The organism is Variovorax xiamenensis (genome assembly GCF_050916385.1).
In the GTDB taxonomy this organism is placed as follows: Bacteria; Pseudomonadota; Gammaproteobacteria; order Burkholderiales; family Burkholderiaceae_C; genus Variovorax.
The window spans coordinates 770,364-786,074 of sequence record NZ_CP139038.1 but is presented as its reverse complement, the minus strand read 5'-3'; the positions used below and the strand labels follow the sequence as shown (position 1 = coordinate 786,074).

The window sequence follows — 15,711 nt, the reverse complement described above, 5'->3', positions numbered from 1 at the left end:
GGCGACGACCAAATGTCAGGGCCTGTCAGAGCACCCTTCGGCCTTCGCGCCACACGCCGCGCACCACCGGATGCCGCACGCCGTCGGGCAGCGTGCACATGCGCACCTGCACCAGGTCGGCGCGCAGGCCGACCTCGAGCGCGCCGCGGTCGTGAAGGCGCGCCGCGCGCGCCGGCGTTCGCGTCACCATGCCGACGGCCTGCGGCAGCGTGACGATCCCGTCGTGCACCAGCCGCATCGCGGCGCCCAGCAGGCTGCTGGGCACGTAGTCGGACGAGAGGATGTCGAGCAGCCCGTGGCGCGCCAGTTCGGCCGCCGCGACGTTGCCGGAGTGCGATCCGCCGCGCATCACGTTCGGCCCGCCCATCACGTTCGAGAGGCCCAGCCCGTGTGCTGCGCGTGCCGCGGCCAGCGTGGTCGGGAACTCCGACATGCTCGCGCCCTCGGCGTGCGCCTGCTCCACATGCGCCACCGTGGTGTCGTCGTGGCTCGCGAGCGCGATGCCGTGCGTGCGGCAATATTCGACGAAGTAGCGCCGGTGCGGCAGCGCGTACTCGGCCTGCAGCGCGCCGGCCTGCGCAACACGCTCGTCGAACTTGCTGTCGCTCCAGCCCTTCTTTCCGGTGTAGTAGACGCGGGCGATCTCGATGTTCTCCCACTGGCGCTGGCCCGGCGTGTGGTCCATCAGCGAGATCAGCGACAGCCGCGGATGGCCGTGGAAGGGCTCGAACAGCTCGACCGTGTTGGGCGCCGGCAGCTCGCAGCGCACGTGCAGGTGGTGGTCCGCGCGCAGCAGGTCCTGCGCGGCGCAGGCGTCGAGCGTGGTCAGCGTCGCCTCCCATGTGCTGCCGCGCACGCTGTCGGGGTCGGCCTCGCCCACGCCGAGCGCGTCGAACACTGTCGTGATACCGGCGGCCGCCATCTCGGCGTCGTGCGCCAGCAGCGCGGGCAGCGGGCCCCAGTGCACCTTGGGGCGCGGCATCAGGTGGCGCTCGAAGTTGTCGGTGTGCACCTCCACGAGACCGGGCAGCAGGAAGTCGCCATCGAGGTCGATGGTGCCTTCGGCGGTGGGGCCGCTGTCGATGCTGGCGATGCGCCCGCCGTAGACGGTCAGCGCGCCCGAAACCACCTCGCCCGGCAGCACCATGCGTGCGTTGGCGAATACCGTCGTCGTGCTCATGGCCGGCTGCTCCTGAAGGCGCCCACGTCGACACGGCGCGTCGAGACCGCGGCGCCGACTTCGGCATCGTGAAAGATCCCCACCGTGGCCGCGCCGCGCGCCGTGGCCTCGCGGATCAGCGAGATCACGGTGTCGGTGTTGGCCGCGTCGAGCGAGGCGGTGGGCTCGTCCAGCAGCAGCAGCGGCTTGGGCTTGATCATGTTGCGGGCGATGTTGATGCGCTGCTGCTCGCCGCCCGAGAAGGTCGCGGGCGGCAGGTGCCACAGCCGCTCCGGAATGCGCAGGCGTGCGAGCCAGCGGCGTGCTTCCTCGCGCGCGGCCTCGATCGCGGCGGGGTCGTCGCCCGCGTCCTCGGCCAGTGGTTCGGCCACCACGTCGAGCGCCGGCACGCGCGGGATCACGCGCAGGAACTGGCTCACGTAGCCGATGGTGTCGCGCCGCAGGCTCACCATCTCGCGCGGCGTCGCCTGCGTCACGTCGACCGGGCCGGCGGGCGACTGCACGGTGATGCGGCCCGCGCTCGCGCGGTAGTTGGCATAGACCAGCTTGAGCAGCGTGCTCTTGCCGAGACCCGAGGCGCCGTCGAGCACCACGCATTCGCCGGCGGACACGCTCAGGTCCACGTCGTCGAACACGGGCAGCTCAAGGCTGTTCTGGCGGTGCAGCGTGAAGCGCTTGGCCACGCCCTGGAGTTGAAGCATCGGAGGAGCCATCATGGTTGCAGTACCGAGGAAACGAGCAGTTGGGTGTAGGCGTGCTGCGGGTCGTCCAGCACCTGGTCTGTGAGGCCGGCCTCGACCACGCGGCCCTGCTGCATCACCAGCATGCGGTGCGCGAGCAGGCGCGCGACCGCCAGGTCGTGCGTGACGACGATGGCCGCGAGCTGCATCTGCCGCGTGAGCTGGCGCAGCAGGTCGAGCAGGCGCGCCTGCACCGAGACGTCGAGGCCCGACGTGGGCTCGTCCATGAACACCAGGCGCGGCTGCGTCACGAGGTTGCGCGCGATCTGCAGGCGCTGGCGCATGCCGCCGGAGAAGGTGCGCGGCGCGTCGTCGATGCGCGCCGGGTCGATCTCGACGCGGCCCAGCCATTCGGCGGCAGTGGCGCGCAGGCGGCCGTAGTGGCGCTCGCCCAGGCCCATGAGCCGCTCGCCGACGTTCGCGCCGGCCGACACGTCCATGCGCAAACCGTCGGCCGGGTTCTGGTGCACGAAGCCCCAGTCGGTGCGCGCGAGCATGCGCCGCTGGGCCTCGGTCATCGAGAACACTTCCTGCAGGCCGCCGCCGCGCACCTGGAATTCGACGCTGCCTGCGTCGGGCTTGTCGCGTGCGGCAATGGCGTTGAGCAGCGTCGACTTGCCGGAGCCGGATTCGCCGACCACGGCGAGCACCTCGCCGGGCCAGAGGTCGAAGGAAGCGTCGTGCAGCGCCACGCGCTCGCCGTAGCGCTTGGCGATGCCGCGCACGCGCAGCAAGGGGGAGTTGGTGTCGGGAGTGTTCATGCAAGAGCCTGTTCGGGTTCGCTGCGGGGCGCGGGAGCCTGGGGCTGCTGCTCCTGCTGGCGCGAATGGCAGTGGTCGGAGTCCGAGCAAACGTGCATGCGGGTGCCGCGGTCGTCCGTGATGATTTCGTCGAGGAAGCTGTCGGTCGCGCCGCACAGCGCGCAGGGCACGTCCCAGCGCTGCACCTCGAAGGGGTGGTCGTCGAAGCACAGGCTCTCGACCGGCGTGTAGGGCGGCACGGCGTAGATGCGCTTCTCGCGGCCCGCGCCGAAGAGCTGCAGCGCGGGGTTCATGTGCAGCTTGGGGTTGTCGAACTTCGGGATCGGCGAAGGCGACATGACGTAGCGGCAGTTGACCAGCACCGGGTAGTCATAGGTGGTGGCGATGTGGCCGTAGCGCGCGATGTCCTCGTAGAGCTTGACGTGCATCAGGCCGTACTCGGCCAGCGCGTGCAGCGTGCGGGTGGCGGCCTCGCGCGGCTCCAGGCGCTGCATCGGCTCGGGCACGGGCACCTGGTAGACCATCACCTGCCCTTCGGCCAGCGGCGCCTCGGGAATGCGGTGGCGGGTCTGGATGAGCGTGGCATCGACGGTGCGCGTGGTGGTTTCCACGCCGGTGGTGCGCTGGAAGAAACGGCGGATGTTCACCGCGTTGACGGTGTCGTCCGAGCCCTGGTCGATGACCTTGAGCACGTCCTTCGGCCCGATGACCGCCGCCGTGACCTGGATGCCGCCCGTGCCCCAGCCGTAGGGCAGCGGCATCTCGCGCGAGCCGAAGGGCACCTGGTAGCCGGGGATGGCCACGGCCTTGAGGATGGCGCGGCGGATCATGCGCTTGGTGCGCTCGTCGAGGTAGGCGAAGTTGTAGCTGGTGGTGGTTGCTGTGTCGGCGGTCATTGCGGGTCTTCTCCTGCGCCGTTGGCGCGCATCTTTCGCACGAGCTCGAGTTCGGACTGGAAGTCGACGTAGTGCGGCAGCTTCAGGTGCTGCACGAAGCCCGAGGCCTCGAGGCTGTCGCTGTGCGAGAGCACGAACTCCTGCATCTGCGCGGGCGCCTCGACGGGCTCGCCCAGTTCCTCGGCGCGCAGCGCGCGGTCGACCAGGCTCATGGCCATCGCCTTGCGCTCGCTGTGGCCGAAGGCCAGGCCGTAGCCGCGGGTGAACTGCGGCGGCTCGGTCTTGCTGCCGGCGAACTGGTTGACCATCTCGCACTCGGTGAGCGCCATGTCGCCGATGGAGATGGCGAAGCCCAGCTCCTCCGGCACGATCTCCAGTTCGGCCGTGCCCACGCGGATCTCGCCGACGAAAGGGTGGCTGTGCGAGTAGCCGCGCTGCGTCGAATAGGCCATGGCCAGCAGGAAGCCCTCGTCGCCGCGCGCGAGGTTCTGCAGGCGCGTCGCGCGGTCGGCGGGAAAGCGCAGCGGCGTGCGCGTGAGGTCCACGGGAGCCGGGTCGCCGGGCGGGACCTCGTGCGTTTCGATGAGGCCTTCGTGGTTCAGCAGGTCGACCACGCGTGGCGTGAAGGCCGGCGCCTCGGCCGTCGGTGTCGCAGCGGGTACAGCAGCGGTCTGCTGGCCGTTCGCAAGCAGCGTGAAGTCGAGCAGGCGCTGCGTGTAGTCGTAGGTCGGGCCCAGCACCTGGCCACCGGGCAGGTCCTTGAAGGTGGCGGAGATGCGGCGGTCGAGCTGCATGCGCGCCGTGTCGAGCGCGACGCTGGCGCCCAGGCGCGGCAGCGTGGCACGGTAGGCGCGCAGCAGGAAGATGGCCTCGACCACATCGCCTGCCGCCTGCTTGATGGCGAGCGCGGCGAGCTCGGGGTCGTACACCGAGCCCTCGGTCATCACGCGGTCGACGGCGAGCCTGAGCTGCTCGCGGATCTGCTGCACCGACAGCTCGGGCGTGTCTGCATTGCCGCGGCGCTGTTCGGCCAGCAGCCTGTAGCTGTTGAGGATGGCGGTCTCGCCGCCCTTGACTGCAACGTACATCTCAAGCCTCCTGTTCGATGCGCGTGGTGCGCGGCAGGCCGACGATCTGCCCCGGCGCGGCCAGGAACATGTCGACGCCGCGCGGAAAGGCGGCCTGGTTGGCGGACCACTGCGCGGCGAAGGGCGTCGCGCCGGTGCGCGGCAGGCCGTCGACAGCGACCGATTCGCTGTCGCGGATGCCGGGGCCGCGCAGCGTCCATGCGGCGGCACCGCCTTCGGCGAGGCCGACCACGTCGACCACGCAGGTCGTCGACTGGTCGGGATAGGCGTCGCTGCCCTGCGCGAAGCTGTCCAGGCGCGGGCATTCGTCGCCCTGTGCCACCCATGCGAACTGCGCGGCCTCGGGCTTGTCGACCAGCACGCAGCCGGTGTGGAAGCGCAGCCAGGCAGCGGCGTCGCTGCCGGCGAGAGAAGGCGAGAGCCAGAGCGTGCAGTCGGGATCGAGCAGCGCGAGCAGCAGCGCGGCGGAAGCCGGGTGGCCGCGCGACGGTGTCTGCGCGTCGTGCGCGAGGGCGACCACGCGGCCGGGATGCGACAGCGCATGCAACGCCGTGCGGAACACCGACTGGCTGCCCAGTGCCGCGTCGGAAAAGCCGGCGCCCAGGGTGGAGAGATCGAGCGCACTCATTCGGAATCGTCCTCGCCTTCGGCGTCGCCGGCTTCGCGCGCGACCGTAAAGAACTCGACCTTGCTGCTCTGCGCGCTGGCCTGGCGGCGCGCGCGCAGCTGCTGGAGATGGCTGCGCACGGGAGCGAGCAGCTGGGCGTCCAGCGCGGGCTGGCGTGCCGGGTCCTGCAGCAGCGCGTCGGCCACGGCGGCCAGTTGCGCATGACGGTGCGAACGGCCCATGACGTAGGCGACGCCCACCGCGGAGCCGGCCTCACCCAGGCGCAGCGCGCAACGCGTGACCGTGACTTCGCCGAGGTTGAAGCGCTCGCCCGAGCCGCCCGCGCGGCCCTGCACCATCACAAGGCCGGTTTCCGGCGCGCGCAGCCACTGTGGCGTACCCTGCGCGTGGGCACCGAGCGCCGGCTCGAGCAGCTCCAGCGGAGCCCGCGCCAGCGTGGCCATCCACTGGGCGCGGTCCAGCGGGCGACCGGGCGGTTCCGTGTCAAAAGCATGAAACATGTAAGTGATACTCTCAAAGTTGTATAGACAAATTCGACAACCGGCGCGAGCTTAGAGAGCGCTCAAGACGACTTCATGACAAGCACGACAAGTTCTTCCGCATCGCTTCCAGCACGCCCACCGCGCGACAGTTTCTGGACCCGCATCGCAGCCGACATCGCCGACGCCATCGCGCGCGGCGTCTATCCACCGGGACAGCGGCTTCCTCCCGAGCACGCGCTGGCCGAGCAATACGGCGTCAACCGCCACACCATCCGCCGCTCGCTGGCCGACCTCACGAGCCAGGGCCTGCTGCGCGTGACGCAGGGCAGCGGCACCTACGTCGAGGAGTTCGCGATGGACCTCGCGCTGGTCAAGCGGCCGCGGCACCACCAGCGCATGGCGCTGGCCGGCCTGCGCGGCGCACTGAGCGTGGTTGCGGCCAGCACGGTGCGCGCAACCGCAGCACAGGCCCGCGCCCTGGACGTGGCGACGCGCAGCACGCTGCTGTGCCTCAATGTGATCGGCGATGCCGAAGGACAGCCGCTGCACTTCAGCGAGCGTTTCTTCCCGCTGCCGCGCTTCGCGACGCTCGAGGATGTGGTGCGCGAGACCGGCTCCATCACCGCGGGCTTCGCGGCCCACGGCGTGGACGACTACACGCGGCGCGACAGCCGCATCACCGCGCAGATGCCCGAGCCCACGGTGGCGTCCCACCTGCGCCAGCCGGTGACCCGGCCGGTGCTCTTCGTCGAGAGCGTCAACATCGACACCGCCGCCGTGCCCATCGAATACGCCCGCACCTGGTTCGCGGGCGACCGCATCTCGCTGACGGTGACCCACGATGAGTGAGCACCGCTACGCCGCCTACTTCGCGCCGCCGGTCGAAAGCGCATGGTGGGAAGCCGGCAGCCGCTGGCTCGGCCGCTGCGCGGCGAGCGGGCGCACATGGCCGCTACCCGACATCGCGGGAGTGCCCGCCCAGCTCCAGCAGAAGCTCACCGCCGCGCCACGGCGCTACGGCTGGCACGCCACGCTCGCGGCGCCCTTCGTGCTGAAGCCCCGGTTCACCGAGGCGGAGCTTCGCGCCGGCATGCAGGCGCTCTGCCGCACGCTGGAGCCTTTCGACATGCCCGCGCTCGAAGTCGCGCTGCTCGACGACTTTCTCGCGCTCGTGCCTGCTCGCCCCGACGCATCGCTGCGCGCGGCGGCCGATGCCTGCGTGATGCAGCTGCACGCCTTCGCCGAGCCGCTGCCGCCTTCGGAGCTTCAGCGGCGCCGCGCGGCAGGCCTCACGCCCGAGGAAGACGCGCTGCTGCTGCGCTGGGGCTATCCCTTCGTGATGGACCGCTTCCGCTTCCACATGTCGCTGACCGGATCGCTGCACGGCGTCGAGCCGGATGTCGTGGCGGCCTTGCAGGCGGCGGCACGGCAGCACTTCGCGCCGCTGCTGTCATCGCGGCCTCCGCTGCGCTTCGAGGCCATCAGCCTCTTCGCCGAGCCCTCGCCCGGGGCCGACTTCATGTGCCTCGCGCAGATGGAGCTGGGCCGATGACCGGCCGCCTCGTCTACGTCGCCGGCCCTTCCGGCGCCGGCAAGGACAGCCTGCTCGGCTGGCTGAAGGATCACCTTCCGCACGACGCCCCTGTCGCCTTCGCCCGCCGAACCATCACGCGCGCCGCGACCGCCGGCGGCGAGCAGCACGACAGCGTCGACCTGCCCGGCTTCCTGCGGCTGCGCGAAGCCGGCGCCTTCGGGCTCGACTGGGAAGCCAACGGGCTGTGCTACGGCGTGCGCCATGCCGAGCTGACGCCGCCGCGCGACAGCGGCACCGTCATCGTCAACGGATCGCGCGCCTACCTGCCCGAAGCCGCACGGCGCTTTCCGCGGATGACGGTCGTGCACGTCACGGCCAGCGTGGAGACGCTGCGCCGCCGCCTGACGGCACGGGCGCGCGAGTCCGCCGAGATGGTGGAAGCCCGCGTGCAGCGCGCGCTCGATTTCCGCATTCCGCCGGGGCTGGCCGCCATCGAGATCCACAACGAGGACGTTCTTGCGGATGCCGGCACCCGATTGCTGCAGGCGCTGAGCCTGCCGCGCAGGGAATTCCATCCGGCGGCGTAGCGCTTATGCTCTCACCCCCATGGGTGAATTCGACCTGATCGCACGCTACTTCAAGCGCCCCGCCACGCGCTCCCCGCTCGGCGTGGGCGACGACTGCGCACTGCTCGCGCCGGCTCCCGGCATGCAGCTCGCCGTTTCCTCCGACATGCTGGTCGAAGGACGGCACTTTCTTTCCACCGTCGATCCGGCGCGGCTGGGCCACAAGGCGCTGGCGGTGAACCTCAGCGACCTGGCCGCCTGCGGCGCGAAGCCGCTGGCCTTCACGCTCGCGCTGGCGCTGCCCGGCGTGGACGAGCCCTGGCTCGAAGGCTTCTCTCGCGGCCTGCTCGCGCTGGCCGACGCGCACGGCTGCGAGCTGGTGGGAGGCGACACCACGCGCGGCCCGCTCAACATCTGCATCACGGTCTTCGGCGAAGTGCCGGCCGGCGCAGCGCTGCTGCGCTCGGGCGCGCGCGCGGGCGACGACATCTGGGTGAGCGGCACGCCGGGCGAGGCGCGTCTCGCCCTCGAGGTGTTCCGCGGCACGATCACGCTGCCGGCGGACGCCTTCGACACGGCGCGCAGGCGCATGGAGCAGCCCACGCCGCGCGTGGCGCTCGGGCAGGCCCTGCGCGGCATCGCCTCTTCGGCCGTGGACGTGAGCGACGGGCTGATCGGCGACCTGGGCCACATCCTCGCATCGAGCGGCGTGGGCGCCACACTGGACGTCGACGCGGCCACTGCGCTGATCTCGGTCGACACCGGCAACCTGGGCGAGGAGCTTCGCCGCACCTGCGCGCTCTCAGGCGGCGACGACTACGAGCTGGTCTTCACCGCGCCCGCCTCGGCGCGCAACGCGGTCGGGCAGGCAGGCATGGACAGCTCCACGCGCGTCACGCGCATCGGCCGCATCGAGGCCGATGCCGGCCTGCGCATCGTCGACGCGGCCGGTGCGCCGGTGTCGCAGCGCTTCGGCTCGTTCGACCACTTCGTCTAGTTTTCCTGCAATCCCTCTCTTTCGGGAAACACCGAGGAACCGGCTTTGCCGGGCCTCAGGTGTTGCCCCCGGAAGGGGGAAGGCGCGCGCGACACGAAGTGCGCGCAGCCTGGGGGAGAGCCTATCCTCCGCGCACCACCGCCTGCATCTTCTGCTGAGCGGCGTTGATGGCCGCCGACTGGCCGTTGAGCTGCTGCAGCATCTTGTTGAGCTCGGCCTGCACGGCAGGGTCGGTCACGGCGACGCTGCTGCCGCTGATCTGGATCTTCGACTTGTTCTTCTCCAGGAAGTCGCCGATGGCCAGCGCGCTGTCGAACACCTTGTCGAGCGCGGGGAACACTTCCTTGAAGGTGGCGGAGGGCGTGGTCACGGTCTTCTCGAAGGCCTTGTCGTAGACCTGCTTCAGGTCGTCGGGCTGCTTGAGCTGCGCGTGCGCGGCATCGGCCTTGGCGGACTGCTGGTCGAGCGCGGTGCGCAGGCCCGTGAGGCCGTCCTTCGCGGCCTTGAGGTCGTCGCGGCGCGCGGGCAGGTCGGCGATGGAACGCAGCGCGCCCTTGGCCATGATCTGCGTCATGGGCTGGCTCACGGACTTGTTCATGCCTTCGTTGAAGTCGGTGATCACCGCGTAGTGCTGCGCGTAGTCGCCGAAGGAGGCCTTTTCTTCCGCGCTGGGCACCGGCACGCGCAGGCCGGGCTTGTCGAGCACGCGGGTCTGCAGGAAGGAGATGAAGGCCTTGCGCTGCTCGGCCTCCTTGTTGCCGCAGGCCACCAGCGCAAGGCTGAAGGCGACGAGGAGCGTCATGGCCCCGAGACGTTGAATGAAAGTTCTCATGGGCCGGGCCCTCCTGTTGTTGTGCCGGAAAAATTATAGGGAGCGCTTCAGCGCATCGATGAAGGCGCGCGCCGCGGCCGAGAGCGAGTGGCCGCGCTTGGTGACGATGGAGATGTCGCGCGCCACGCGCGGCGAGCTCAGCACCTTGATGACCAGCGACGGGTCGGCCTCCGCGCGCGCGAAGGCCGAGGGCATGATCGACGCGCCCATGCCGGCGGCCGTCATCCAGATGGCGGTGGAGAGGAACGACACCTCGTTCACCACGTCGAGCGCCACGCCCGCCTCGGCCGCAGTGCCGTCGATGAGCGGGCGCACGCCATAGCCCGGGCGCACGGTGATGACGGGGTGGCCGCCCAGGTCGCTCCAGCGCACCACGCGGGCCTTGGCCAACGGATGGTCGTCGCGGCAGACCACGGCGAGGTGGTCGCGCATGAGGCGCTGCACCTCGACCTCGGGGCCCGGCCGCTCGGGCGTGCCGATACCGAAGTCCACGTGCTCGCCGATGATGCGCGAGACGAACTGGTCGGGCGCGCAGTCGTTCACCAGCACGCGCACGCCGGGATGCTGCTCGTTGAACGCACGCATCGCATCGGGCAGCAGGAAGGCCGCGAGCGTGGGCGTGATGGCGAGGGTGACGCGGCCGCGCTCGAGCGTGGCCAGTTCACGAAAGTCGTTCGACAGCGAATCCACGTCGCGCAGGATGCGCTCGACCGTCATCATCATCTGCTCGGCCGCCGCCGTGGCCTTGAGCGAACGCGTGGTGCGGTCGAACAGGCGCGTGTCCAGCCCTTCCTCGAGCTGGCGGATCAGCATGCTCACCGCCGACTGCGTGACGAACAGCCGCTGCGCCGCCGCGCTGAGCTTTTTCAGCTGGTAGACGGCGAGAAACGCACGCAGCTGGCGGATCGTAGGACTGAAGTTCGTATTCATCAGCAAAGATGATATTTCATTAGAAATTTCTTGATTTACGAATGAATCCGGCCATCGTTCAATCATCGAAAAGACACATCACATTCAAGGAGTCCTGATGGCCGCTGCACCTCTTGCCCCCGGGAAGAGCGCGCTTCGCCGACAGCTGCTGCTCACCGCGGCCGGCGCGGCGCTGACCGGCGGCAGGAGCTTCGCGCAAACGCTTTCGTCGCCGCCCCAGCCCACCGGCGACTTCCCGAACAAGCCCATCCGCCTGGTCGTGACCTTCCCGCCCGGCGGCAGCGCCGACGCGGTGATGCGCCTGCTGGTGCCGCGCCTCAACGAGAAGCTGGGCCAGCCGGTTGTCATCGACAACAAGCCCGGCGCGGGCGGCAACGTAGGCCTCTCGCTGGTGGCCAAGACGCCCGCCGACGGCTACACGCTGGGGCTGGGCGCGGCGGGCGCGCTGACGGCCAACGTCAGCCTCTATCCGCAGATGCCCTTCGACCCGGTGAAGGACTTCAAGCCCGTGGGCATGGTCGCGGCCACGCCCTTCGTGATCGTGGGACACCCTTCCATCGCCGCACGTACGCAGCGCGAGCTGATCGCGCTGGCGAAGGCCAGCCCGGGCACGCTGTCGATCGGCCATGGCGGCAACGGCACGGCCATGCACCTGTCGGCCGCCCTCTTCGCGCAGATGGCCGACGTGAAGTTCGTCGAGGTACCGTATCGCGGCTCGGGCCCGGCGGCGCTCGACGCCATCGCGGGGCAGATTCCGCTCGCGCTGGTCGACCTGCCCGCCTCGCTGCAGCAGATCAAGGCGGGCAAGCTGGTCGCCTTCTCGGTGACGAGCGCGCAGCGCGTGCCGATGCTGCCCGACGTGCCCACGGTGGCCGAGGGCGGGCTCGCGGGCTACGACTCCACGGGCTGGTTCGGCGTGGTGGCGCCCGCCGGCACGCCCGCGGCCATCGTCTCGCGGCTCAATGCCGAGATCAACGCGGCGCTCGGCGACGAGCAGATCAGGGCCACGATGCGCAACCTGGGCGCCGAACCCGCGCCGACCACGCCCGAGGCCTTCGAGGCATATATCCAATCCGAAACGAAGAAGTGGGCGAAGGTGATCCAGACCGCCCGCATCAGGCTCGACTGACGACAGGCATCCGCCAGAACATGACCGACCCGAACCACACCTCCGCACTGCAGGCCGACGTGATGATCGTCGGCGCCGGCCCGGTGGGCCTCACCCTGGCCATGGACCTCGCCTCGCGCGGCATCTCGGTCCTCATCTGCGAGACGCGCCGCTTCGCCGAGCCGCCGAACGTGAAGTGCAACCACGTGGCCTCGCGCACCATGGAGCAGTTCCGCCGACTGGGCGTGGCGCAGAAGCTGCGCGACGCGGGGCTGCCGGCCGACTACCCGAACGACGTGGTGTTCCGCACCAGCGTCACCGGCACGGAGCTCACGCGCATTCCGATCCCGTGCCGGCGCGACCGCTACACCGAGACCGAGGGCCCCGACGCATGGTGGCCCACGCCGGAGCCGCCGCATCGCATCAACCAGATCTACCTGGAGCCCATATTGCTGAAGCACACGGCCGCGCTGCCGGGCGTGCAGTTGCTCAACCGCACGCAGTTCGCGGGCTTCACGCAGGACGACACCGGCGTGACCGCCATCGCCACCGACATGGACAGCGGCGTCACCCGCAGCATCCGCTGCCGCTACATGGTGGGCTGCGACGGCGGCTCATCGGCGGTGCGCAAGCAGATCGGCGCGAAGCTCGAGGGCACGGCGGTCATACAGCGGGTGCAGTCGACCTTCATCCGCGCGCCTGGCCTGCGCGCGCTCATTCCGGGCAAGCCGGCGTGGTCGTACTACGCCATGAATCCGCGGCGCTGCGGCACGATGTTCGCCATCGACGGGCGCGAGACCTGGCTGGTGCACAACCACCTGAACGCCGAGGAGCCCGAGTTCGATTCGGTGGACCGCGACCGCTCGCTGCGCGAGATCCTCGGCGTGGGCCCCGACTTCGAGTACGAAGTCATCAGCAAGGAAGACTGGATCGGCCGCCGCCTCGTGGCCAACCGCTTCCGCGAGGGCCGCGTGTTCCTCGCGGGCGACGCGGCGCACCTGTGGGTGCCCTACGCGGGCTACGGCATGAACGCGGGCATCGCCGACGCGCTCAATCTCTCGTGGCTGCTGGGCGCGGTGGTGCAGGGCTGGGGCGACGAGGCCATGCTCGACGCCTACGAGGCCGAGCGGCTGCCGATCACCGAGCAGGTGTCGAACTTCGCGATGAACCACGCGCAGAAGATGATCCGCGCGCGCCGCGCCGTACCGCACAACATCGAGGAGCCCGGCCCCGCCGGCGACGCGCTGCGCGCCGAGATCGGCCACGAGGCCTACGAGCTGAACGTGCAGCAGTTCTGCTGCGGCGGCCTGAACTTCGGCTACTTCTACAGCGGCTCGCCGATCATCATCGCGGACGGCGAGCACATGGCGCCGCCCTACTCCATGGGCGAGTTCACGCCCTCCACCGTGCCCGGCTGCCGCGCGCCGCATTTCTGGCTGGCCGACGGCCGCTCGCTCTACGACGCCTTCGGCCCCGGCTACACCATGCTGCGCTTCGACCGCAGCGTGGACGTGCGCCCGCTCGAGCGCGCCGCGGCCGCCTACAGCATGCCGCTCACGGTGCTCGACATAGAGACGGAAGACGTGCCCAAGGCCTACACGCACCGCCTCGTGCTGTGCCGCGCCGACCAGCACGTGGCCTGGCGCGGCGCGCACCTGCCCGCCGAGGTCTACGACCTGGTGGGCATGCTGCGCGGCGAAGGCCAGCGCATACGGGCTCGCCGCAAGGCACTGGCGTGGGAAGGCGTGGTGGCCTGAGCCGCCTCACCAACTGCGCCGTGCGACGACGCGATACGCGAGCCACGCGGCGGCCGCCGGCGCGAACGCAAAGCCCGCGAACAGCCACACGGCCGCCGACTTCGCGCCCTCCACGCCCCCCGGCACGCTGAGCCCCGCCGCGTTCGCCACCAGCCCCGCCACCGCCGCGCCCACGGCCATGCCGTAGAGCTGCACGGTGGTGATCGAGGCCGAGGCCAGGCCCTGCTCACCCTTCGGCGCGAGCGACATCACGCGCGTGATGAGATGCGGCCAGCCGATGCCCACGCCGAGCCCCACGGCTGCCAGCGCGAGGGCGATCAGCACGGTCTCGAAGCCCGCGTCGATCGCGCCGGGCGAAGGCAGCAGCCACGCGAGCGCCAGCAGCCCCAGCGTGCAGGCAACCGGCCCGGCGCGCAGCATGCGGTCGGCTCCCGCGCCGCTTCGCCCCGACGACAGCAGCGAGCCCGCGCTCCAGCCTCCCGCCATCGCGGCGGTGAGATAGCCCGCTGCCAGCGGCGAGTGGCCGTGCAGCAGCTGCAGGAAGTACGGCACGAAGATTTCGGTGGTGCTGCCGATCAGCAGCAGCGCCACGCTGGCGTAGATGGCGCCCAGCGGCATGCTCACGGCATAGGCGCCGCGCGGCAGCACGCGCACGGCGGCGCGGCTGTCGATGCGCGTGGCCACGAAGCCGATGGCCAGCCCCGCCGCCACGCCGACGGCCTGCCAGCGCAGGTCGGGCACGAGGCCGCTGGCGGCAATGGCCAGCACCGAGGCCGCGAGCAGGCCGATCTGCAGCGCCGGCACGCGCGGCGCGGCGGCGGGACGTTCATGCTTCACGCCGGCGGAGGGCCGCAGCTGCACGAGCACCAGCAGCGCCTGCGCCGCCGCCACCGGCAGCAGGAACCAGAAGGCCCAGCGCCAGTGCCCGGCCTGCGCGAAGAGCCCACCCACGGCCGGCCCGCACAGCGTGGCCACGCCCCACATGCCCGACACCAGCGCCACCGCGCGCGGCCACAGCCGCTGCTCGAACACCAGCTGGATCAGCCCGTAGCTCAGCGCCGCGAGCAGCCCGCCGCCCAGCCCCTGGACCGTGCGCCCCGCCAGCATCCATGGCATGGCCGGGGCCAGCGCGCAGCCCACCGAGCCCGCGCTGAACACCGCCAGCGCCGCAAGGCATGCGCCGCGCGGGCCGAGCACCGCCAGCAGCCGCACCGACAGCGTGGCGCCGAGGATCGAGCCGACCACGAAGAGCGTGGTGCTCCAGGCGTACCAGTCGAGCCCGCCGATCTCGCGCACCACCGACGGCAGCACCGTCGTCACGATGTGCACGTTGATCGCGTGCAGCGCGACGCCGCCCGTCAGCGCCAGCGCGCGCCAGCCGTTGCGGCCACTGAAGAGCTCGCTCCAGGCGGCGGTGGGAGACGGGGAATTCAAGGCTGCGGAAGAGGAAGAAGAAGACGCGGAAGACATTGCGCGGGCGGAAAGAAGATCTGAATCCGGAGGAACGGAGCGAGCCCGAATACTAGGCGCCACGCACCAATTAAACAAGCTATTGCTTTGATAAATAAAACGCAGCCGAGCCGGCCGGGCCGCAGATGCGCGACACTCCTTCCCCGATGCAAGCCGCTTCCTCCAATACTTCGTCTTCTTCCCCTTCCTCGTCCACCACGACCTCCGGCGCCATGCCCCAACCACCGATGCGGCGCGCCACGCTGCGCTTTCTGCTGTCCCACCCCGCGCACTTCATCGCGGTGGGCTTCGGCTCGGGGCTCTCGCGCCTTGCGCCCGGCACGGTGGGCACGCTGTGGGCCTGGGTGGCGTTCTCGGTGATGCAGCTGTGGTTCACGCCGGCCACCATCGGCTGGATCATCGCGGCCTCGCTGCCCATCGGCTGGTGGGCCTGCACCGTGACCGCGCGCGACATGAACGTGGCCGACCCCAGCCCCGTGGTGTGGGACGAGGTGGTCGCCTTCTGGATCGTGCTGTGGCTGGTGACACCCGCCGGCCTGCTCGCGCAGACCATCGCTTTCCTGCTGTTCCGCTACTTCGATGCCGCCAAGCCCGGCCCGGTCGCCTGGGCCGATGCGCTCTTCAAGCAGCGCAACGCGGTGCAGGTGGGCTGGTGGCGCGCTGGCTTCGGCATCATCCTGGACGACCTTGTGGCGGCCTTCTGCACGCTGCTGGTCATCGCGCTGTGGCGCGCGTGGTGAGC

General features: G+C 70.5%; 17 protein-coding genes. 7 read left to right on the top strand and 10 right to left on the bottom strand.

The window, feature by feature from the left end; genetic code table 11:
• Positions 1-25: 25 nt before the first annotated feature.
• Genes SFB74_RS03465 through phnG form a run of 7 tightly spaced genes read right to left on the bottom strand, consistent with a single transcriptional unit; the run spans position 26 to position 5,793 of the window.
• Positions 26-1,180: an alpha-D-ribose 1-methylphosphonate 5-triphosphate diphosphatase gene (locus SFB74_RS03465; protein ID WP_432729265.1), complete on the bottom strand. Its 1,155-nt coding sequence runs from the start codon at positions 1,178-1,180 to the stop codon at positions 26-28.
• Positions 1,177-1,893, bottom strand: coding sequence for a phosphonate C-P lyase system protein PhnL (gene phnL / locus SFB74_RS03460; protein WP_432731869.1), 717 nt, complete (start codon positions 1,891-1,893; stop codon positions 1,177-1,179). The genes SFB74_RS03465 and phnL overlap by 4 nt, the downstream gene beginning before the upstream one ends.
• On the bottom strand, positions 1,893-2,681 hold the full coding sequence (gene phnK, locus SFB74_RS03455) for a phosphonate C-P lyase system protein PhnK (protein ID WP_432729264.1): 789 nt from the start codon (positions 2,679-2,681) through the stop codon (positions 1,893-1,895). The genes phnL and phnK overlap by 1 nt, the downstream gene beginning before the upstream one ends.
• Positions 2,678-3,577: an alpha-D-ribose 1-methylphosphonate 5-phosphate C-P-lyase PhnJ gene (locus SFB74_RS03450; protein ID WP_432729263.1), complete on the bottom strand. Its 900-nt coding sequence runs from the start codon at positions 3,575-3,577 to the stop codon at positions 2,678-2,680. Before SFB74_RS03450 ends, phnK begins: the two co-directional genes overlap by 4 nt.
• On the bottom strand, positions 3,574-4,665 hold the full coding sequence (locus tag SFB74_RS03445) for a carbon-phosphorus lyase complex subunit PhnI (RefSeq protein WP_432729262.1): 1,092 nt from the start codon (positions 4,663-4,665) through the stop codon (positions 3,574-3,576). Before SFB74_RS03445 ends, SFB74_RS03450 begins: the two co-directional genes overlap by 4 nt.
• A 1-nt stretch (position 4,666) precedes the next feature.
• Complete coding sequence (gene phnH, locus SFB74_RS03440) at positions 4,667-5,293, bottom strand: phosphonate C-P lyase system protein PhnH (protein WP_432729261.1); 627 nt, start codon at positions 5,291-5,293, stop codon at positions 4,667-4,669.
• On the bottom strand, positions 5,290-5,793 hold the full coding sequence (phnG, locus tag SFB74_RS03435) for a phosphonate C-P lyase system protein PhnG (protein WP_432729260.1): 504 nt from the start codon (positions 5,791-5,793) through the stop codon (positions 5,290-5,292). The genes phnH and phnG overlap by 4 nt, the downstream gene beginning before the upstream one ends.
• 75 nt (positions 5,794-5,868) lie before the next feature.
• Between phnG and phnF the strand changes: the two genes are divergently transcribed.
• The 4 genes from phnF to thiL are packed head-to-tail and all read left to right on the top strand — an operon-like array spanning position 5,869 to position 8,872.
• Positions 5,869-6,624, top strand: coding sequence for a phosphonate metabolism transcriptional regulator PhnF (phnF, locus tag SFB74_RS03430; RefSeq protein WP_093204022.1), 756 nt, complete (start codon positions 5,869-5,871; stop codon positions 6,622-6,624).
• Positions 6,617-7,327 carry a DUF1045 domain-containing protein gene (locus SFB74_RS03425; protein WP_432729259.1) on the top strand — a complete coding sequence of 237 codons (711 nt, stop codon included), beginning with the start codon at positions 6,617-6,619 and terminating at the stop codon, positions 7,325-7,327. Before phnF ends, SFB74_RS03425 begins: the two co-directional genes overlap by 8 nt.
• Entirely contained in the window at positions 7,324-7,896 is a 573-nt protein-coding gene (gene phnN / locus SFB74_RS03420; protein ID WP_432729258.1) for a phosphonate metabolism protein/1,5-bisphosphokinase (PRPP-forming) PhnN, read from the top strand. Before SFB74_RS03425 ends, phnN begins: the two co-directional genes overlap by 4 nt.
• Before the next feature lie 19 nt (positions 7,897-7,915).
• Positions 7,916-8,872: a thiamine-phosphate kinase gene (thiL, locus tag SFB74_RS03415; RefSeq protein ID WP_432729257.1), complete on the top strand. Its 957-nt coding sequence runs from the start codon at positions 7,916-7,918 to the stop codon at positions 8,870-8,872.
• A 121-nt stretch (positions 8,873-8,993) separates the two neighbouring features.
• On the opposite strand, the gene SFB74_RS03410 is transcribed toward thiL, so the two are convergent.
• A complete protein-coding gene (locus SFB74_RS03410; protein ID WP_432729256.1) occupies positions 8,994-9,704 on the bottom strand; it encodes a DUF3053 domain-containing protein in 711 nt (236 codons plus the stop codon).
• 33 nt (positions 9,705-9,737) lie between these two features.
• The gene (locus SFB74_RS03405) at positions 9,738-10,634 is read right to left on the bottom strand and encodes a LysR family transcriptional regulator (protein ID WP_093204009.1); all 897 of its coding nucleotides are present in this window, start codon (positions 10,632-10,634) and stop codon (positions 9,738-9,740) included.
• A gap of 97 nt (positions 10,635-10,731) precedes the next feature.
• On the opposite strand from SFB74_RS03405, the gene SFB74_RS03400 reads away from it, so the two are divergent.
• Together SFB74_RS03400 and SFB74_RS03395 are read left to right on the top strand one after the other, a co-directional pair.
• The gene (locus SFB74_RS03400) at positions 10,732-11,763 is read left to right on the top strand and encodes a Bug family tripartite tricarboxylate transporter substrate binding protein (protein ID WP_432729255.1); all 1,032 of its coding nucleotides are present in this window, start codon (positions 10,732-10,734) and stop codon (positions 11,761-11,763) included.
• A gap of 20 nt (positions 11,764-11,783) precedes the next feature.
• Complete coding sequence (locus SFB74_RS03395; RefSeq protein WP_432729254.1) at positions 11,784-13,499, top strand: FAD-dependent oxidoreductase; 1,716 nt, start codon at positions 11,784-11,786, stop codon at positions 13,497-13,499.
• 6 nt (positions 13,500-13,505) lie between these two features.
• Here SFB74_RS03395 and SFB74_RS03390 read toward each other — a convergent pair whose 3' ends face one another.
• Positions 13,506-14,969, bottom strand: coding sequence for an MFS transporter (locus SFB74_RS03390; RefSeq protein ID WP_432729253.1), 1,464 nt, complete (start codon positions 14,967-14,969; stop codon positions 13,506-13,508).
• Positions 14,970-15,181: 212 nt separating this feature from the next.
• Between SFB74_RS03390 and SFB74_RS03385 the strand changes: the two genes are divergently transcribed.
• On the top strand, positions 15,182-15,709 hold the full coding sequence (locus SFB74_RS03385) for a phosphatidylglycerophosphatase A family protein (RefSeq protein ID WP_432731868.1): 528 nt from the start codon (positions 15,182-15,184) through the stop codon (positions 15,707-15,709).
• Positions 15,710-15,711: the final 2 nt, after the last annotated feature.